Genomic DNA, 20,230 nt, shown 5'->3' on the forward strand with positions numbered 1-20,230 from the left:
AATAATTTATATTTTTCCTTGTTTTACTAATCTCCATATTGGAATGATCGCTTTGATTTCAGAAAAACCTTTTGATATTAAACCTTTTGTAACAAGGAAATAATCTGTATGTATAGACCTTTACATGTTTTTTTGATAGTATAAATGGCAGACTAAACGAATGGAGTTAGTGGAAGGTGGAAGTTTATCAAAATTTAAAAAAGGGTGAACGGGGAGCATGGATTAGCATTGCAGCCTATATTTTGTTGACCGTTGTAAAGATAGCGGTCGGATATTTTTTTCATTCGGAAGCTTTAATGGCTGACGGACTGAACAACGGGACTGATGTAATTGCTTCGATCGCGGTTTTAGTCGGATTAAAAATATCGCAGCGTCCTCCTGACCAAGATCATCACTATGGACATTTTCGGGCAGAAACCATTGCGTCTTTAATTGCATCATTGATTATGGTCATGGTTGGTTTTGAAGTTCTTACTGAAGGAGCAAAATCAATCATAAACCCGAAAACAGAATCACCTGATTTGATCGCGGCATGGACGGCTATCGGCTCAGCAATCGTCATGTTTTCCGTTTATTTATTTAATGTAAGACTTGCGAAAAAAATAAAAAGTCAAGCGCTCATGGCAGCAGCTATGGACAATCGATCCGATGCATATGTCAGTGTCGGAACATTCCTAGGGATTTTGGCGGCGCAATTTCATATCGCATGGATGGACACAGTTGTTGCGATGATCATCGGAGTGCTTATTTGCAAAACTGCTTGGGATATCTTCAAAGAAGCGGTTCATTCCTTAACGGACGGATTTTCAGAGAAGGAGTTAGACAAATATAAAGAAACAATTAACAATATACCCGGGGTTCAATCGCTTGAAGATATTAAAGCCAGATATGTCGGAAGCACCGTATATGTTGATGTTGTCATTAAAGTTCATTCTAATTTAAATGTCGTTGAAAGCCATGCGATTTGTGATGAAGTGGAAAGAAGGCTGACGGAAGAATTTAATATTACGAACGTACATGTACATATAGAACCTTTAAAAGGCGACAGTTGAAAAAACGGACTCTTCATTTTTGGAAAGGAAAGTATGAACTGCCGAGAAAGATGAAAAAACTAAATTTTCTATTTCCATTTTAGATGCCTCACCACCAGTCTTAGGTGTTCGATTGTAAATTTTTTCTTGCTTTTGCTGAGTGCAAAATGCATTGACCTCCCCGTTCTTTTTTTGTACGATTATATAGATTTCTGGTAAAGGAGCGTCTTTTTAAACATGGGGTCCTTTAAAGTAAAAAAGGTGTTGAATAATAATGTATTAATAGCTGGCCACGACACCTTTCAGGAAGTCGTCTTGATTGGAAAAGGAATCGGTTTCGGAAAAAAAAGGGGGGAGCTGATTTCCAACGAAACAGTTGAAAAGATATTTGTGCTGAAAAACGAACAAGAACAGGAACAATATAAAAAACTTCTTCCTTATACAAACGAGAAGATGATAGAAGTTGTTTCAGACTGTATTGCCCACATTTCAAAGAAAGTCGGACTTCCTCTGAATGAACATATTCATATAGCTTTAACAGACCATATTACGTTCGCAATTAAGAGGATCGAGCAGGGGATGGACATCAAAAACCCTTTTTTGTCGGAGACTGAAGTGCTTTATCCGAAAGAATATAATATTGCTAGTGAAGTGGTGTCCATTATTGAAGATAAGCTGAAAATCAAGCTGCCCAAAGGTGAGATCGGTTTCATCGCTCTCCACATTCACAGCGCCATAACGCATAAATCAATTTCTGAAGTGAACCGCCATTCTCAGCTTATTGCTCAGTTAATCGAAGTTGCAGAAGATTCCTTAAACATCCAGCTTGATAAAGAAAGCTTTAATTATTTGCGGCTTGTAAGGCATCTTCAGGCAACAATTGAAAGGGTTCTCAAAGAGGAAAAAACGGAAGAACCAGAAGAATTAGCTTTATTGTTGAAAAAAAAATATCCTCTATGCTATAATGTTGCATGGAAAATGATTAAAATGATGCAGCAAGTATTGAAAAAACAAATTGATGAAGCAGAAGCTGTTTATTTAACGATGCATTTATATCGAATAGCAAAAAAAGAATAAATTTTGCGCACGTGTTACTGATTCGATCAGGCATGAGTGAGCAAGGTGTACTGTATAGGGATTTGTTTTCGTACAGTTGACGCCTTGTTTCACCATGCCTTTTTTGTTTTTTCTAATACATCGATTATTCTTGCTGCATTTGTCAAATGATAATTATAAGGAGGTCATGTTATGTTTAAATCAATTTTCGGTGTTTTACAAAAAATAGGACGCGCGCTTATGCTGCCGGTAGCGCTTCTTCCTGCAGCAGGTATTTTGCTTGCATTTGGTAATGCTATGCAAAATCCGGATTTAACAGATAGAATTCCTGCTTTAACGAACGACTGGATCGTGCTTATCGCAAGCGTCATGGAGCAAGCTGGGCAAATAGTATTCACCAACCTGCCGTTGTTATTTGCAGTCGGCGTTGCAATCGGTCTTGCAAACGGCGATGGAGTTGCAGGGATTGCAGCAGTCATCGGCTACTTAATTATGAATGTTACAATGAACGGTATTTTAACAGGTTTGGGTCAAATGCCTAAAGATATTAGTTCTGATCCAGCATTTGCAAACGTTCTCGGAATTGAGACTTTGCAAACAGGTGTGTTTGGCGGGATCATAGTAGGTATCATAGCTGCTTATATGTACAACAAATATTATAAAATTGAGCTTCCGCAATATTTAGGATTTTTTGCCGGAAAGCGGTTTGTTCCAATTGTGACAGCTGCGTCCGCTGTTCTATTAGGGATTGCGATGTACTTTATTTGGCCGCCGATCCAAGGGGCATTAAACCAGTTTTCTCAAGGAATACTTGAGACGAACAAAACGCTCGCCGCTTTTATTTTCGGTGTGATTGAACGTTCATTGATTCCGTTTGGATTACATCATATTTTCTATGCTCCTTTTTGGTATGAATTTGGTTCTTATGTAAACGAAGCAGGGCACGTTGTTCGCGGCGATCAGGCCATTTTCTTTGCCCAAATCAAGGACGGTGTGGAATTGACAGCTGGAACGTTTATGACAGGTAAATTTCCGTTTATGATGTTCGGTCTCCCTGCCGCAGCACTCGCTATTTATCACGAAGCCAAACCCGAGAATAAAAAAGTGGTCGCAGGGATTATGGGTTCTGCCGCGTTGACATCGTTTTTAACAGGAATTACAGAACCGATTGAATTCAGCTTTTTGTTTGTAGCACCGCTTTTGTTTGCGATTCATGCGATATTTGCAGGACTATCCTTTATGGTCATGCATATTTTACATGTTAAAATTGGAATGACTTTTTCAGGCGGAGTGATCGACTTTATATTATTTGGCGTCCTTCCGAATCGAACGGCTTGGTGGCTCGTTATCCCAGTTGGGCTTGTATTTGCGGTCCTTTACTATTTCGGTTTCCGATTTGCCATCCGAAAATTCAACCTGAAAACTCCTGGACGGGAAGATGCAAGTGTTGAAACATCTGATGATGAGCAGGAGAGCGAAAAAGCCGGAGATCTTCCATATAACATTTTAGAGGCGCTTGGCGGAAATGAAAATATTCAGCACCTTGATGCATGTATCACAAGGCTGCGCGTATCTGTTCATGATCAAAAGAAAGTTGATAAAGAACGCTTGAAAAAGCTCGGCGCTTCAGGTGTTTTAGAAGTGGGCAACAACATCCAGGCAATTTTTGGCCCTAAATCGGACAATTTAAAAACTCAAATACAAGACATCATGAATGGAAGAACTCCAAGAGCAGAAAAAGTTCATTCTCCAGAGCAGGAAGTTAAAGAACAAGTGGAAAATGTTATGCCGGAAGAATTACAAAGCGAAAGCTTAACATTTTCATCGCCTATGACAGGTACTCTTCATCCGATTACAGAAGTACCGGATCAAGTATTCTCTGGAAAAATGATGGGAGATGGGATTGCTATTGTACCTGAAGAAGGTATCGTCGTCTCTCCTGTTAACGGTAAAGTGTTAAATGTATTTCCAACGAAACATGCTATTAGCTTGCAGTCTGATTCTGGCCATGAAATATTGATCCATTTTGGTATTGATACAGTAAAATTGAAAGGAAAAGGATTTGACATTTTCGTTTCAGAAGGCGATACTGTAAAATTAGGTGACAAACTTCTTGAAGTGGATCTTGAATATGTTAAAAATCATTCTCCTTCTATTATGACGCCGATTGTCTTCACTAATTTAAAAGAAGGTGAAGCAATTGAATTGAAAAAAGTAGGCAAAGTAAACAAGGGCGAAGAAAACATTATTGCCATTCGGTAGCAGTTAGTAAACCGGCCTTGTTTAAATCGGACAAGGCTGGTTTCACAAATAATTGATTATCAGCTTGCACAACTCGACATGCACTGATAAAATTTTTAAAGAAAATAGCAGAAAGGATTTGATGCAAATGGCTGAAAAAACATTCAACATTACCGCTGACACAGGAATTCACGCAAGACCTGCGACTATATTAGTGCAAACGGCAAGCAAATTTGAAGCCGACATTAATTTGGAATACAATGGAAAAACAGTAAACTTAAAATCTATTATGGGAGTTATGTCATTAGGTATTCCAAAAGGAGCAACCATTAAAGTTACAGCATCAGGTGCTGATGAAAATGATGCACTTCAAGCGATTGAAGAGACAATCAAAAAAGAAGGGTTAGGCGAATAATGATACAGCTATCTGGGATTGCAGCATCAAACGGTATCGCTATTGCGAAGGCATACCGTCTAGAAGAGCCGGATTTAACCGTATCAAAAAAAGAAATACAAAATATTCGAGCAGAAATTGAGCGTTTTGAACAATCTGTCGAAAGCGCCAAAGCAGAGCTCGAGGTAATTAAAAACAGCACAGAAGAAAGGCTTGGTGCGGATAAAGCAGCGATTTTTGAAGCGCATTTGCTCGTTTTGAACGATCCTGAGCTGTTAAATCCAGTCAAAGAGAAAATCGAAAACGAAGCTGTAAACGCTGAATTTGCGATGAGGGAAACAGCTGATCAATTTATTGCGATGTTCGAAGCGATGGAAAATGAGTATATGCGCGAGCGAGCAGCGGATATTCGGGATGTCACGAAAAGGGTTATAGCCCATTTATTAGGCGTTCAAATCCCAAATCCAAGTTTAATTAATGAAGAAGTCATTATTGTTGCAGAAGATTTAACACCCTCTGATACTGCGCAATTAAACAAAAATTTTGTTAAAGCATTTACAACTGATATTGGAGGAAGAACATCCCATTCTGCGATCATGGCTCGTTCTATGGAAATCCCTGCTGTTGTCGGAACAAAGGAAGCTACCGCCAAAATTGAAAACGGTGCTTTAGTCATTGTTGATGGGATTGAAGGACAAGTAATCATAAATCCAAGTGAAGATTGTATTGCCGAATATGAAAAGAAAAGAGAAAAATATGAAGAGCAAAAAGCGGAATGGGCTAAATTAAAAGACGAGCCGACGTTGTCGAAGGATGGACATCGTGTCGAGCTTGCCGCTAATATTGGCACGCCTAATGACGTACAAGGTGTTCTTGACAACGGCGGTGAAGGAATAGGTCTCTACCGTACGGAATTTTTATACATGGGACGAGACCAAATGCCTACAGAAGAAGAACAATTTGAAGCATATAAAACAGTTCTTGAGAGAATGGAAGGAAAACCTGTTGTTGTCCGTACATTGGATATCGGCGGGGACAAAGAGCTTCCTTACTTGAATCTTCCAAAGGAGCTGAATCCTTTTCTTGGATTCCGCGCCATCCGCCTTTGTTTAGAAAAGCAAGATATTTTTCGGACACAGCTTAAAGCGCTGCTTCGCGCAAGCAAATATGGAAACTTAAAAATCATGTTTCCAATGATTGCGACAATCGATGAATTCCATCAAGCGAAAGCTATTCTGCTCGAAGAAAAAGAAAAACTTGTTCAAGCAGGTATTGAAGTAGCTGATGATATCGAAGTTGGAATAATGGTTGAAATTCCATCAACTGCTGTTATGGCGGATCAATTTGCCAAAGTGGTTGATTTCTTCAGCATTGGAACAAATGATTTAATTCAATATACAATGGCAGCAGACCGGATGAATGAACGGGTTTCATATTTGTATCAACCGTATAATCCGGCCATCCTTCGATTAATTTCCATTGTGATCGATGCAGCTCATAAAGAAGGAAAATGGGTTGGAATGTGCGGAGAAATGGCAGGAGACCCGATTGCTATACCGCTTCTGCTTGGACTTGGATTAGATGAATTTTCCATGAGCGCAACATCTATTTTGCCTGCGCGTTCACAAATTAAAAAGCTTTCAAAACAGGAAGCAGAAAGCTTTAAAGAAAAAGTTCTTTCTATGCAAACAACGGAAGAAGTCGTTTCTTTTGTTAAAAAAACGTTCCAAATATAAAAGGTACGGAGCCGATCAGTTTAATCTGAATCGGCTCCTTTTTTTGATGCAAGAGCCGATTTATTTACGGAAGGTGAATATAAAAGAATTTCGGCTCTAAGTAAAATGGAGTATGAAAAACGCAGAGCATCAGCATTTTTTGATTTTACATCCGCTTTATTATCCCGATAAAGTCCATCAAAATATAAAAATGATTTGCAGCGAGCGTATAGCTAATTTGATGCAAACGATAGAAAGCAAAACACAGCAGCTGCAGTTCATAAAAAGCTTTTTGCAGTTTGAGCAACTAAAACGACGGGGTATCACGATATAAATTAGGATAAGTTTGCAAATGCAAAAATTTGAAGCCCTCGATATCCGAATCTCTTCTTGTTACTTTCCTCCAATTTGCTAAAACTTTTTTTCTTTTTCACAGCCGGCACCGCTACGGCGGTATCTTTTTTTAGAAGAAACACATGCAGCCTATGCTTTTTTTTATGCAAGATCGCTCCCAAAAACAAAGCCAATTGGAAATATGAAAAAGATAATTAGTTTCATTTTGTAAAAAGATAAATCAGATTGCCGATATATACATTAGAAAACGTATAAGTTTTCTTAATTATTTTTATTAAATAAAGATTTATGTAGGAGATGGAACAAATGTTTAAAAAGCTTCAGTGGAAATTGACAGCGCTCATCACCATATTGTTAATTTTTTCACTTTTGGTTGTTTTTTTCACGTCTGATTATTTTGTTCAAAAGAACATTAAATCAGATGCGTTTCATACGGGGCAATCGATTGTTAAGCAAGCGAAAAAGAACCTGCTTTTACAGATGCAGGAATATGAAAGAATTTTGCTGCTTTTCAGCAATGAACCGGAAATCGCACAGTTGCTTGAAAAAAATGACGATCAATCTTTACAGTCCGTAAAGGAAACGTTTCAATCGTTTTTAAGCGCTAATCAATTGGTCCGGTCTGTCTATGTAGCCAACACTAAGACTCTTGTTGCTGCAGAACCTGAGTTAAACTTAAAGGAAGATTTGATAATCAATTCACGACCTTGGTATAAAAGCGCTGTAACAAGTCCAAACTTTGTTTCGTGGTCAGAGCCTTATCGTGATGGGGAAAAAGGAGAATATGTTGTTACCGCCTCAAAGGCCATTACAAAGGATGGGGTGTTGCTTGGCGTTATTGGAATTGATATTAATTTAACAACGTTTAATGAATTTGTTAAGCAAGTGGAAGCTGGCTTTGGAGGGTATACATTCCTGCTTGATAGAAATGGAGATGCCATCGCTCATCCGAAAATGACCGGAAAAAATTTATATAAAAACAACGGTCTTATGGCAGCGATTAAAAACCAAAAACGTGGTATAGCTTCTATAAAAGAAAATGGAAAAGATTCAACCATTATTTTTGAAACGATCACGGAACTAAATTGGAAAATCGGTGTAGTCTATTCGGATGCAAATCTGGAGCAAACAGCCCGCACAATCCGGAGCATTAACGTTTCCATTATTATTGCTGCATTGATTGTGGCATTTTTCATCACTAGTTTTGTTTCGAGAAGCATTTCAAAGCCGATTTTGCTTTTGGCTAAAAACGCCGACAAAATGGCTGAAGGGGATTTATCCGGAACATTAACAGTGAAAAATAAAGATGAAATCGGGAAATTGGCTAATAGCTTTACGAAGATGACCGATAACATCCGACAAATTCTCCTCGATCTGGACGGATCCGTGAAGGAGCTGCAGCAATCTGCTCAAACATTAAACGTGGTTTCGGAAGAAGCTACTGCGTCAAGTGAGGAAATTTCCGTTGCAATTGAGGAAATTGCAAAAGGCTCAGGTGAGCAGGCAAACAGTACGGAAATTATAAACGGACAAATCAAACAATTAGAAGATTGTATTCAACAAGTAAACAATGATGTAAAAAATGTCGAAAATTTATCTTACGAATCACAAAATGCCAGCTATAATGGTTTAGAAAAGCTAAATGAGCTTCAAATAAAATCAAATGAGGCTGACAAAGAATCTGAGATGGTCCAATCCGTACTACAAAATCTTGTAGATCGAGTTGAAAAAATTTCTGATATCGTGTCGACCATTTCCAAAATTTCAGATCAGACGAACTTGCTCGCTTTAAATGCAAGTATTGAAGCAGCAAGAGCAGGTGAATCAGGTAAAGGATTTGCCGTTGTCGCTGAGGAAGTAAGAAACCTTGCTGAACAATCGGCAAAAGCGACAGAAAACATTAAAAATATGATTGAAGGAATCCAAATTGAAACGAAAAATGCCTACGATGCAATGAGTCGTTCGAAAAAAATTCATGAAGAACAAAACAAAGCTGTTCAAGTGACAGGCAATGCGTTTCATGAAATTGCAATTAAAATGGAAGATTTGCTTAATGCCATTAAATCAACATTAAATGCGATCGATCGGATGAATGAGCAAAAAGAAACAGTCGTCGAATCGATTGAAAATATTTCTGCAGTAACCCAGCAGCTAGCTGCCTCTGCGGAAGAAGTCAGTGCAACAACGAACGAGCAGGTCAAAGCATTCTCAATGGTTGCGGAAAAAGCGGAATCGTTAAGCGAAGAAAGCAACCGCTTAAAAGGCTTAGTAGAACGCTTTAAGTTATAAAAAATATGCAGGGGGTGTCTAATAAGTCGTTTTTACGGCTTATTGACGCCCCCATTAATGTTTTAGAAACGTTGATATATCGGTGTTTATGATTTTTTGTTTTCAAAGGGATTTCTCTGGACAGCCCTTTCTTTATTTTTGATTTGAATGCAATTCACCTAGATGAGCAGGCAGGTAAGAAAACCATAACAGTTGATGTCAAGAAAAAGCATGGGTTTAAAGCTCCCTTTGAAATTTGAATTTTGGACATACTACTGCGTGAAAGAGGACAAGCTTAAACGCACCTTCGCAGGCCGCCTTTGACAGTGTTGAGCAAACAAAAGAAGCTCTATGTCGTTAATAAATTCAGAATGGGAGTAAAACGAAAGTTTCCCACATTTTGATAAGATCATGATAAGATGAAAGAAAAGGTGAAAGGATGGAATGTCAATGGATTTCGGTTTCAAAGGTAAAACAGCACTTGTTTTGGCATCAAGTCAAGGATTAGGTAAAGCGATTGCAACAAGGCTTGTGGAAGAAGGAGCCGACGTGATGATCACAAGCCGAAATGAAGAAAAGCTAATAGACGTGGCAAATCAATTAAATGCGCTTGGAAAAGGAAAAGCAGCCTTTATTAAAACAGACATTACTTCAAAAGAGGAAATTAGCAGGCTAGTTAATCAGACAATAAAAGAGTTTGGCAAAATTGATTTACTCGTTAACAACGCTGGCGGTCCCCCTGCAGGAGGATTTGAGCAAATGACTGATGAAGATTGGCAAAATGCTTTTGAATTAAACTTGCTCAGCTATATCCGTACCATTCGCGAGATTCTTCCGCATATGAAACAAAGAGGAGGGAAAATCGTAAATATTGCTTCTTCTTCCGTGAAGGAGCCGATCCCGGGTTTAATTTTATCCAACACGTTTCGCTTAGGAATTGTGGGGCTGACGAAAACGTTAGCAACAGAATTTGCAAAGTACGATATTTTAATTAACACGGCGTCACCCGGCAGAATTGCAACAGAACGGATTGATCAATTGGAAGAATGGAATGCAGCGAAGCTCGGTATTCCGAAAGAAGAGATCAAGAACAAATATTTGGAAGCGATTCCTCTCAACCGCTACGGAGAACCGAATGAATTTGCGAACTATGTGCTGTTTCTTCTGTCTGACTTGAATACATATATGACTGGACAAACCTTTTTGATTGACGGCGGTTTAGTAAAGTCCATTTAATCGGGTGTGCACTGAAAGCTGAAAATGCAAGCGTTTCATAGCAGAACAGTTTCATTACTAAGCCGTATACACTGAAATGGGGAAAGGGTGAACAATATGTCAAAAAAAACAATCGGTTTTATTGGGCTTGGAGTAATGGGAAAAAGCATGGCACGTCATTTGCTTGAAGCGGGTTATCCGCTTACGGTTTATACCCGGACGAAAGAAAAGGCCGAAGATTTGATCAATCAAGGTGCTGTTTGGAAAGAATCGATCAAAGATCTCGCAAAAGATGCGAATGTTATTATCACGATGGTTGGTTTCCCGAAAGATGTTGAAGAAGTTTATTTTAGTGAAAATGGAATTTTAGCCAATGCCTATCCAGGAGCTATATGTATTGACATGACAACGACAAAACCATCGCTTGCCGAAAAAATATACGAAAAATCAAAGGAAAAAGGCATTTCCTTTTTAGATGCGCCTGTTTCAGGAGGAGATGTCGGCGCAAAAAATGGAACGCTATCGATTATGGTCGGAGGAGATCAAGAGACGTTCGATGAATGTTTTGAAATTTTTGAGAAAATGGGAAAAAATATTGTTTATCAAGGAAAAGCTGGTGCGGGGCAGCATACAAAAATGTGCAACCAAATTGCGATTGCTGCCGGCATCATTAGTGTTTGTGAATCGCTTGCCTACGCTGTTCGGGCGGGGCTGGATCCAGATAAGGTGTTGAAAAGCATTTCCTCCGGGGCTGCTGGAAGTTGGTCTTTGTCGAACTATGCGCCGAGAATGCTTTCGAATCAATTTGAGCCTGGATTTTATGTCAAGCACTTTATAAAAGATATGGACATTGCTTTAGAGGAAGCAAGAAGAATGGAATTAGACGTACCAGGGCTTGAGCTTGCGAGAAGCTTGTATGAAAAACTGGCTGAAATGGGAGAAGAAAATAGCGGAATACATGCATTATATAAGCTGTGGAAAAAATAAAAACGCACATCATTCTTTTAAGTCACACAATTTTAGTCAGCTTCTTCTTTTTCTCAGCAATTAATTTTCAAAAAAAGTGTGGGGGCATATCCCCCACACCTTTTAAAAAGTTGAAATGAGTGAACTGTCCGATCTATTATTTTCCAATAAACATTTGTGTCCAGTAATTTCCATTTTCTACGTAACCAACGCCGATATGAGTAAAGTTAGGATTTAAAATGTTTTGTCTGTGGCCAGAGCTGTTCATCCAAGCATTAACAACTTCTTCAGGAGTACGTTGCCCCATTGCAATATTTTCCCCTGCTGTTCTGAAGGAAATGCCGAACTTTTTCATCATGTCAAACGGAGAACCGTAAGTCGGGCTTGTGTGGGAAAAATATTTGTTTCTTTGCATATCTAAAGATTTTTCACGAGCTACCTTGCTTAAAGCTTCATCTAAAACAAGAGGCTTTAAACCTTGTTTTTGCCGCTCAGCATTTGTTAGTTCAACTACTTTTTTCTCAAATGCATTTACGGATGAAGCGGTTTGTGATTGTTTTGGTGTTTGGTTGTTGGTTGCTTTGTCATTGGCAGATGGTGCTGGCTGAGTTGTTTTTTGAGTAGTTTGGGCTGGGTTTTTCACAGCTCGCTTGTTCGCAGGCTGGTTTGTGTTTCTTTTAATTGCTTCTTTTATAGCATTATTTGCTTCTATGCTTGGATTTTGTAAACAGTTGTTTAATAGATTTTGCAATTCTTTTGAATCAGCTGATTGAATGAGCTGTTTCAATTGATCTTCGTTTATATGATAAGGTCCGAAAGTTTGTACGTAGCTTTTGATTTGAACTGGTTGGTTTTGAATTTCAGCTGCATTGGCATTTGTGCCGGCGCCTGCAGTGAAAATGGCGGCAGCTGCTGCAATAGAAGCAATAATAGATTTCTTCATGCGTTTTCTACCTCCTTGAAATTTGTTCATGTAATTTACGAAACTATCATAACATGCGTTTTTTGTCATATTTTTGTCTATTCCTTCCATTGACAAATAATAGATTTTAAGTTTATAAACATTATCATGTAATTGTTGAAATTATAGGGTTCCAACCGAGGGAATATATGATATACTTCCTTCAAGAAGTGACAAAATTAAGCAAAATGTCTATAAATTGATAAGAATTAGGGGTTGACAATCTGTATAGAAAACAAAACTTTGTAATGTATGTTACAATATATTTACAAGTTCATGAGTCGACTGAAACATGATTTATAACTGAAACATGATTTATATTAGAAAAGAAAGGAAGATTCCTTCGTGAAAAAAGAAGCGGAAACAACTCCTTCTGAGACAAAACGGCAAAGGAAAGCGAGAATTTTTCGTATCAATTTTTTCTTTTTTATCGTTTTTCTTTTATTTGCCGCACTTGTCGTCCGCCTTGGCATCGTTCAAATTGTTCAGGGTGAAGAATATGCGAAAGAAGTCAGCCGGACAGAAGTGAATGTTGCGCAATATCCTGCACCAAGAGGAAAAATGTTTGACCGAAACGGGAGAATCGTTGTAGACAACAAAAATGTTCCTGCTGTGACCTATACGGTGGAGAAGACGACCAAAACGAAAGACAAGCTGGAAACAGCAAAAAAATTAGCACAGCTGATTGATCTCGACACATCTTTTCTAAGAGAAAGAGATTTGCGGGATTATTGGATAGCCAAAAATCCAAAAAAGGCAGAAAACTTATTGACGGAAAAAGAGAAAAAATTAGAACCTAAGGAAACATATCCACTTCAGGTTGAACGGGTTCCGGAAGAAGAAATTAAAAAAATCGAGAAGGATCCAAAAGAATTGGAGCTTGCCGCTCTATATACGAAATTTTCATCCGGATATGCGTATGAGCCGCAGATTGTCGCAACGAACTTAAGCCAAGAAGAAGTTTCAAGGGTTGCGGAACAGCTGGAAAATCTTCCGGGTGTCGATGTCATCACAGATTGGGAAAGGGTGTACCCTTATGATGACGTATTTAAAACGATTTTAGGGAAAATCTCATCTCCAAAAGAAGGGATACCAGAAGACAATAAATCATTTTTTGTAGCTCGAGGCTATGCCCGAAATGAACGAGTTGGAAAAAGCTATTTGGAGCAGCAATATGAGGATTATCTAAACCCAAGAAAAGCAAAAGTTCAATATATATCTGATAAAGATGGAAATACGATTTCCCAAAAGGAAATTGATGACGGCAGAAGAGGATTCGATTTAAAACTTTCCATCGATATCGAACTGCAAAAAAGAATTGAAAAAATTGTTGATCAGCAGATCAAAGCAGCAAGAGGACGTGGAAATTATTTAGTTGACCGCGCTTTCGTTGTCATGATGGATCCGTATAAAGGAGACGTTTTGGCGATGGTCGGACGAATGTACGATTCAGGAGAGATGTTGAACTTTGATTACGGTGCATTTGGGACGCAATATGAAATGGGTTCTACCGTTAAAGGTGCGACAGTTTTAGCAGGATATCAATTTGGTCTGAGACACGGAACCGTCTTTTATGACGCACCAATTCGTTTAAAAGGGACTCCGGAAAAATCTTCTTATCAAAATATGGGGGCTGTATCTGACCTAACAGCGTTGCAAAGAAGTTCAAACGTTTATATGTTCCATATCGCTATGAAAATTGCTGGTATACAATATTATCCGGGAAGAAGTTTTCCAGCTAAAGATGAAGATTTTCAAAAGATGCGGAATTACTATGCCCAATTTGGTTTAGGGGTTCCGACAGGGATTGATCTCCCGCAGGAGTCTGCAGGGCAGCAATCTGATCCTGGAATTGACAGAGGGAAATTGCTTGACCTTGCCATTGGTCAGTTTGATACGTACACACCGCTGCAAATGGCCCAATATGTTTCAACGATTGCAAATGGCGGATACCGTGTTAAGCCGCGGCTTGTAACAGAAATTCTTGAACCGACTGACGATGGACTCGGACCGATTGCTCAAGAAATGCCGGTAAAAGTGTTAAACCGAATAAACAATACGGAAGAGGATATTCAACGCGTCCAACAAGGCTTTTATCTAGTGACGAATACTCGACGCGGAACAGCTTACGCTCAGTTACATGGATTAAATGTTGCGGGCAAAACCGGAACAGCGGAAACGACTTATTATGGTACGAAGCGTCAATACTGGGGGACAGACGTTTATAATTTAACATTTATCGGCTATTATCCTGCCAAAGATCCGCAGGTTGCTTTCAGTGTTGTCGTCCCTTGGACAAAAAGAACCGGAAGCGAAGATGTGAATAAACGTATAGCGAGAGATATTGTAAAAGCATACATCGATTTACAGAAAGAATACGCCGGAAATTCCAATGCAAAATCAAATGATGACGAGCAATAAAAAATAAATTATATAGAAGGGCCGTCGCTTTTTAACGAGCGATGGCTTTTCTATTAGTTATCGAAAACCATTCATATAAATTGAACGATGCCGCATTCGCATAAAGATTTTTCGATAAACGGTTCGAAATTCGCACATGCCGCAAAAACCGCAAACTTTTGTCCTATCTGCATATCTCCGAATGGTGTGAAACCCGAAGAAAGCGCAAAAACCGCACATGGCCGCAAAATCGGTAAAGCTCATACCACCTCTTGCATGCCTCAGGTGCGTTGTTAAACCTGAGGGAAGCGCAAAAACCGCAAAATAACCGAAAAATCCGCATAAGACAAAAAAAACTAGCCCTTTTTTGGCCAGTATTTTTTAAAATGTTGATACATACATATTTTTTATAGGGAAGGAAATGCAGTGGAAAAAGTCGAAAAAACATTTTAAATAGTAAGATTGACACATTTTTAGATGTTTAATTTGTAAAACTATATTAAAATTTTAGGTGGACAAAAAGTAGCAGGTCAATGAACAAGATAGACTTTTTCTTTCTGGAAAGGGTAGTAATAGGGGGGCCAGGGATGAGTCAACAAATACAAAAGGGTGTGCACAATCAAACAGAAATCATTTATTCGGTTATTTCTAATGAAGGCTATTTTGAATACATCTCCTCAAATTGTTTGAAAGTGCTCGGATATAAACAAAAAGAACTAATCGGTTCCAATCTTTCAGAATACTTGCATGTAGAAGATATAAATATATTTGAAAGCTTTTTATATCATGGAGATGATATCTTTCCTTGTTCCTTCCGTTTTTTGCAGAAAAATGGATCCTATATTTGGATGAAAACGTCAGTTGATGTTATTTACAATCATTTGAACAAGGATCAAAGAGAATTTGTCTTAAAGTTTGCTGTCACTTCGGCGGATGACAAGATAGATGAAGTTCCCAAAGAAGTAAATCCGATACGTGCTGACGGTGCTCTTGATTTTGTGCACGAGCTTCCGTGCCCGCTCATAATTTCAAAAAAAGGGAAAGTTCAATATGCTAATACGGCTGCTGTTAAGCTGCTTGTGGCGACTAGCAGTGAAGATATTGTTGGAAAAATGGTTTTCCAATTTATTGACAAAATGTTTCACGAATCTGTCCATGAAACGATTGAAAATCTTCACAAAGGAATTGATAGCGGAATTTTAGAACAAATTTGGACATCTTTGGACGGGAACAAGATCTATGTTGAGTTGAAGAGCGTGCTTATATCATATAAAGGCGAACAAGCAGAACTGCTTGTCATTACCGATATTTCATCCAAAAAAATATACCAAAGCATTTTGCAGCAAAGCAGTGAAAAGTATCAAAGGCTGATTCAAAATTCCATCGATACAATTGCAGTGATTCATAATGATAAATGGGTTTTTATGAATGAGTCGGGGATCAAGCTTTTCGGTGCGCAAGATTATCCGGACGTATTGGGCAAAAGCATCTATCATTTTTTACACCCGGAATATCATCAGCATGTCAAAGATCAATTAGATGACATAACGAACGGAAGAACGGAAACAATCGTGACCAAGCAAAGCTGGTATACATATTCGAAAAAAATTGTCAATACCGAAATGGTTTGCATTCCGACAACATATTTTGGCGAACCGGCGGTTCAAATAATTTTACGAGATTTGTCTGAACATAAACATGCGGAAGAATTGATGATTCGCTCTGAAAAGCTTTCTGTTGCAGGGCAGCTGGCAGCAGGTATCGCCCACGAAATACGCAATCCGTTAACAGCAATAAAAGGTTTTTTACAGCTGATGCATGGTGAAATCGAAAAAGATAATCAATATTTTGAAATCATTTTTTCAGAGCTGAATCGAATTGAAATGATTTTGAGTGAATTGCTGATGCTTGCGAAACCGCAAGAAACGGTTTTTGAAAAAGCAAATGTCAAAACGATTTTACTCGAAGTTGTTACACTGCTGGAAACGGAAGCAATATTAAGAAATATTGTGATTGAGAAAAAATTTTCTGATGAGAATCAAGAAGTTGTTTGCGATAAAAACCAATTGAAGCAAGTTTTTATTAATCTCATTAAGAATGCAATTGAAGCAATGCCAAATGGAGGAACAGTGACAATTTCTACTAAATCGGAAAATTTTTCCATTGTGATTGAAATAAAAGATGAAGGAGAGGGGATACCGAAAGAGCTGCTAGAAAGATTAGGGGAGCCTTTTTTAACGACAAAAGAAAAAGGAACAGGTCTAGGATTAATGATCACATATAAAATTGTTGAAAATCATAAAGGCACGATCGATGTGTCGAGCAGCGAAAAAGGCACCGTTTTCACAATTAAGTTGCCAAAACAAAAAACAGTGCTTTAAAAGCGCACTGTTTTTCTATTTTCTTTTCAGTTGCACAAAATGCTCAAGCCTGTCCAAAGCTTTTTCCAGCTCTTTTGTCGAGTAAGCGTAAGAGATGCGGATAAACCCTTCTCCAAATTTGGAAAAAGCGCTCCCCGGGACGACCGCTACACCAGCCTTCTCAACCAGCTCCAAAGCAAAATCAAAAGAGCTTTGTCCAAATGATTGAATCGAAGGAAACAAATAAAAGGCTCCGCTTGGTTTAACAACCTCAAATCCCATTGCAACGAGACGACCGTATACGTACTCCAATCTTTTTTCATATTCTTTTTTCATTATTTGACCATCATGAAACCCTTCCGTTAAAGCGTTGTAAGCAGCTTTTTGAGAGATCGACGAAGCGCATGAAACATTATATTGATGCACTTTTAACATATGTTTTGTGATATCTTTCGGCGCAAAAAGAAATCCGATCCGCCATCCAGTCATGCTATGCGATTTGGAAAGTCCATTGACGACGATCGTCTGCTCCCGCAAAAAAGAAGCGATCGAGGTATGAGGTGCATCATACGTTAATTCACTGTAAATTTCATCCGCTAAAATAAAAATATCCTTCCCGCGAACGGCATCGGCAATCTCTATCAGCTCCTCTGCAGTGAATGTAACGCCTGTCGGATTGGACGGGTAAGGCAAAATTATGCATCGGGTTTTTTCTGTTATATTTTGTTTAATCAAATCCGCAGTTAATTTAAATTTGTTTTTTGTCGTATCAACATAAACGGGTATTGCTCCGCACAATTGAATAATTGGCTCATACCCCGGATAAACAGGACCTGGCAGCATTACCTCCGTCCCGGGCTCCAAAATCGTTCGAAGCGCTATATCAATCGCCTGGCTGGCCCCGATTGTAACAATCACTTCCGAACCAGGATCATAGGAGAGATGATATTTTTTATGTACAAATTGGCATGCTGCTTCTCTTACATCGATCAATCCTGCATTATGCGTATACGTTGTATAGTTGTCATCAATTGCCTGTTTTGCCGCTTCTTTTATATGTGAAGGCGTTGGGAAGTCAGGCTGGCCAATCGTTAGCGAAACGACATCGTCATAGTTGGAAACGATGTTAAAAAAAGCTCGAATGCCGGAAATCGCAATGTTTTTTACATTTTGGTTAATCAAATGTTCCATACAAATCACCTGCTTTAATAAGTGTCGTCTTATATTTTATCATGTTTGTCCCAAGCTTTTATTGGTAAACTAAATTTATGTCCAAAAAAATTTAGAAAGTGTGATGTCTATGATACGAACATTAGTCATTACAACTGATTTGGAAGCTAAATATGATGTGGCATTAAAAGAGATTCGAAAAAAGGAAGTTCTTTGGTACTGGGTCGATTTTTACAAGGCGACGGAAGATGAAATTAGATTGCTAGGGAAATTTTTTCATTTTCATCCTTTGTCCATTGAGGATTGTGTCGAAAATGTTGAACGGCCGAAAATAGATTTTTATGACTCTTATATGTTTGTTGTGTTGCACGGAATTCATCAACAGACGCTGGAACCGGAAGAGCTTGACTTATTTGTAAACGAAAAAGGAATCGTCACATTTCACAAAAATGCCATTCGAGATCTAAACAACATTTGGCTGAGAATCAAAAAAGACGATTCTTTAAAAAAAGGGCCTATGAAAATCATGCATCAATTGACTGATAAGCTCGTTGATGATTTTTTTCCGCCCGTGTACCATTTGGAAGATTTATTAAATCAAATTGAGGAAAACAATAAAAACAAATCGATCAATGAGTTAATGAAAGAGCTTTTTTCCATCAGGTCTCAATTATCAAAAATAAGAAGAACAATCATTCCGATGCGGATTTGATGTACCGGATCATCTCGTCCAACAGGCTGAACGAAATGAAGGAGGAAGATTTGTATTTTTATGATGTTTATGACCATTTACTCAAGCTTGTCGAGATGACGGAGGCAAATCGGGAGCTTGCGGCTGATATAAGGGACAGCTATTTATCTTACAACTCAAACCGGATGAATACGATTATGATGACATTGACGGTTATTTCGTCTATTTTTATGCCTCTTACGTTTATCGCAGGAATTTATGGAATGAATTTTGAATATATGCCCGAGCTGAAAATGAAGTATGGCTATTATATTGTATTAGGAGTCATGGCTCTCATCGGAACAGGAATGCTTTATATTTTTTATAAAATGGGTTGGTTCCGGTTTCATAAAGGTCCAAAATTGTAGCGGGCAAAAAATGCGGCCTGCTTCGTAAAAAATAGGATGGGTAAGTTTTTGCACATTATAAAAAAGAAACTTGAAGAGTGCAAAATTTAACAATGAAAGGCGGAAAATTGCTCTTTCAATTTATCGATAAAGCGTCTTTGAAAGACTTGACAAGCATACATAGAAGCTAAAAAAGAAAACAAAGGCGAGAGTAAGAAAAAATTCAGTATGCGCCCCCTCAAATTCTTTTGTAAGGTAAACAATCAAAAGGAACTCTTTTTATAAAAGGCTAAACAGTGACAGCAATACAAGCTGTTCACAAGCTTCGTTCTATAATATAAAACAGCAAAAAATTTGAAATGGAGGCTTATGATGGAGAGAATTGCAGTAATTGGTCAATCCGGCTTGATTCCGGAGCATGTCCGCCTCCTGGCTGAAGAAATCGGTTCAGAAATTGCTAAAAGAGGAGCTGTTCTTTTGACAGGCGGCGGAAGCGGAGTGATGGAGGCAGTTTCACGAGGGGCCAAACAAGCAAACGGCCTTGTCGTAGGTATTTTGGCTGGAGACGACAAACAGGCAGCAAACGAATTTATTGATATTCCGATTAATACTGGATTAGGTTTTGATTACAGAAGCGTTTTGCTTGTTCATTCCGCAGATGCCATCATTATGATTGGAGGAGGAAATGGAACGCTTGGAGAATTGTCTGCCGCATATATGAACAAAAAACGTGTCATCATCGTTGAAAATTCAGGAGGGTGGTCGAACAACGTGAAGCAAATCGCCTTTGAAGGCTGTTATTTAGATGAGCGGAGAACAGTCGAAATTCAGTTCGCTAAAACGGCTAAATCAGCTGTAGATCTTGCTTTTCAATCCATTTACAACCCTGTTGATCCCGATAAAAATACCGGTTTAATAGGTGACTAGCATGCGGATGTTTAAAAGTCCAATCTGTTGAAAACAATATATCAACGTTTCTAAAAAAGTAAAGGGGAGTCCATAAGCCAAAAACGACTTATTAG

Annotated in this window: 13 protein-coding genes and 1 pseudogene; 12 read left to right on the forward strand and 2 right to left on the reverse strand. The window is 38.5% G+C overall.

The window, feature by feature from the left end:
- Positions 1–176 precede the first annotated feature (176 nt).
- The 8 genes from NSU19_RS07550 (at position 177) to NSU19_RS07585 (ending at position 11,261) form a co-directional block, all read left to right on the forward strand.
- Positions 177–1,052 (forward strand): cation diffusion facilitator family transporter, encoded by an 876-nt coding sequence (locus tag NSU19_RS07550; RefSeq protein WP_063389341.1) that lies wholly within the window; start codon positions 177–179, stop codon positions 1,050–1,052.
- A 216-nt stretch (positions 1,053–1,268) separates the two neighbouring features.
- Positions 1,269–2,108 carry a PRD domain-containing protein gene (locus NSU19_RS07555; RefSeq protein ID WP_063389340.1) on the forward strand — a complete coding sequence of 280 codons (840 nt, stop codon included), beginning with the start codon at positions 1,269–1,271 and terminating at the stop codon, positions 2,106–2,108.
- A gap of 171 nt (positions 2,109–2,279) precedes the next feature.
- The gene (ptsG, locus tag NSU19_RS07560; RefSeq protein WP_339199612.1) at positions 2,280–4,349 is read left to right on the forward strand and encodes a glucose-specific PTS transporter subunit IIBC; all 2,070 of its coding nucleotides are present in this window, start codon (positions 2,280–2,282) and stop codon (positions 4,347–4,349) included.
- A 127-nt stretch (positions 4,350–4,476) separates the two neighbouring features.
- A complete protein-coding gene (locus tag NSU19_RS07565; protein ID WP_063389338.1) occupies positions 4,477–4,743 on the forward strand; it encodes a phosphocarrier protein HPr in 267 nt (88 codons plus the stop codon).
- Positions 4,743–6,458: a phosphoenolpyruvate--protein phosphotransferase gene (gene ptsP / locus NSU19_RS07570; protein ID WP_066247962.1), complete on the forward strand. Its 1,716-nt coding sequence runs from the start codon at positions 4,743–4,745 to the stop codon at positions 6,456–6,458. Before NSU19_RS07565 ends, ptsP begins: the two co-directional genes overlap by 1 nt.
- 639 nt (positions 6,459–7,097) lie before the next feature.
- A complete protein-coding gene (locus NSU19_RS07575; protein ID WP_339199615.1) occupies positions 7,098–9,080 on the forward strand; it encodes a methyl-accepting chemotaxis protein in 1,983 nt (660 codons plus the stop codon).
- A gap of 429 nt (positions 9,081–9,509) precedes the next feature.
- On the forward strand, positions 9,510–10,295 hold the full coding sequence (locus tag NSU19_RS07580; protein WP_063389335.1) for an SDR family oxidoreductase: 786 nt from the start codon (positions 9,510–9,512) through the stop codon (positions 10,293–10,295).
- A 96-nt stretch (positions 10,296–10,391) separates the two neighbouring features.
- The gene (locus NSU19_RS07585; protein WP_063389334.1) at positions 10,392–11,261 is read left to right on the forward strand and encodes an NAD(P)-dependent oxidoreductase; all 870 of its coding nucleotides are present in this window, start codon (positions 10,392–10,394) and stop codon (positions 11,259–11,261) included.
- A 136-nt stretch (positions 11,262–11,397) separates the two neighbouring features.
- On the opposite strand, the gene NSU19_RS07590 is transcribed toward NSU19_RS07585, so the two are convergent.
- On the reverse strand, positions 11,398–12,183 hold the full coding sequence (locus tag NSU19_RS07590; RefSeq protein WP_339199985.1) for a CAP domain-containing protein: 786 nt from the start codon (positions 12,181–12,183) through the stop codon (positions 11,398–11,400).
- Positions 12,184–12,612: 429 nt separating this feature from the next.
- Between NSU19_RS07590 and NSU19_RS07595 the strand changes: the two genes are divergently transcribed.
- The gene (locus NSU19_RS07595; RefSeq protein ID WP_082830406.1) at positions 12,613–14,622 is read left to right on the forward strand and encodes a penicillin-binding protein 2; all 2,010 of its coding nucleotides are present in this window, start codon (positions 12,613–12,615) and stop codon (positions 14,620–14,622) included.
- A gap of 566 nt (positions 14,623–15,188) precedes the next feature.
- The gene (locus tag NSU19_RS07600) at positions 15,189–16,982 is read left to right on the forward strand and encodes a PAS domain S-box protein (RefSeq protein WP_339199620.1); all 1,794 of its coding nucleotides are present in this window, start codon (positions 15,189–15,191) and stop codon (positions 16,980–16,982) included.
- 15 nt (positions 16,983–16,997) lie between these two features.
- Here the strand turns inward: NSU19_RS07600 and NSU19_RS07605 are convergent, their stop codons facing one another.
- The gene (locus NSU19_RS07605; protein ID WP_339195054.1) at positions 16,998–18,152 is read right to left on the reverse strand and encodes an aminotransferase A; all 1,155 of its coding nucleotides are present in this window, start codon (positions 18,150–18,152) and stop codon (positions 16,998–17,000) included.
- Between the two features lie 109 nt (positions 18,153–18,261).
- Here NSU19_RS07605 and corA point away from each other — a divergent pair.
- Positions 18,262–19,229, forward strand: a pseudogene (corA, locus tag NSU19_RS07610) (magnesium/cobalt transporter CorA).
- Between the two features lie 351 nt (positions 19,230–19,580).
- A complete protein-coding gene (locus NSU19_RS07615; RefSeq protein ID WP_339199623.1) occupies positions 19,581–20,135 on the forward strand; it encodes a TIGR00725 family protein in 555 nt (184 codons plus the stop codon).
- Positions 20,136–20,230 lie beyond the last annotated feature (95 nt).

Origin of the sequence: Aeribacillus sp. FSL k6-2211, from assembly GCF_037966125.1 — a bacterium.
Lineage (GTDB): Bacteria > Bacillota > Bacilli > Bacillales > Aeribacillaceae > Aeribacillus > Aeribacillus composti.

What these genes read in the sequence shown, in the direction of transcription:
- ptsP (WP_066247962.1), top strand. Translation starts at nt 4,743, where the DNA reads ATGATACAGCTATCTGGGATTGCAGCATCAAACGGTATCGCTATTGCG.
- NSU19_RS07575 (WP_339199615.1), top strand. Translation starts at nt 7,098, where the DNA reads ATGTTTAAAAAGCTTCAGTGGAAATTGACAGCGCTCATCACCATATTG.
- ptsG (WP_339199612.1), top strand. Translation starts at nt 2,280, where the DNA reads ATGTTTAAATCAATTTTCGGTGTTTTACAAAAAATAGGACGCGCGCTT.
- NSU19_RS07590 (WP_339199985.1), bottom strand. Translation starts at nt 12,183, where the DNA reads ATGAAGAAATCTATTATTGCTTCTATTGCAGCAGCTGCCGCCATTTTC.
- NSU19_RS07605 (WP_339195054.1), bottom strand. Translation starts at nt 18,152, where the DNA reads ATGGAACATTTGATTAACCAAAATGTAAAAAACATTGCGATTTCCGGC.
- NSU19_RS07600 (WP_339199620.1), top strand. Translation starts at nt 15,189, where the DNA reads ATGAGTCAACAAATACAAAAGGGTGTGCACAATCAAACAGAAATCATT.
- NSU19_RS07555 (WP_063389340.1), top strand. Translation starts at nt 1,269, where the DNA reads ATGGGGTCCTTTAAAGTAAAAAAGGTGTTGAATAATAATGTATTAATA.
- NSU19_RS07585 (WP_063389334.1), top strand. Translation starts at nt 10,392, where the DNA reads ATGTCAAAAAAAACAATCGGTTTTATTGGGCTTGGAGTAATGGGAAAA.
- NSU19_RS07565 (WP_063389338.1), top strand. Translation starts at nt 4,477, where the DNA reads ATGGCTGAAAAAACATTCAACATTACCGCTGACACAGGAATTCACGCA.
- NSU19_RS07615 (WP_339199623.1), top strand. Translation starts at nt 19,581, where the DNA reads ATGGAGAGAATTGCAGTAATTGGTCAATCCGGCTTGATTCCGGAGCAT.
- NSU19_RS07580 (WP_063389335.1), top strand. Translation starts at nt 9,510, where the DNA reads ATGGATTTCGGTTTCAAAGGTAAAACAGCACTTGTTTTGGCATCAAGT.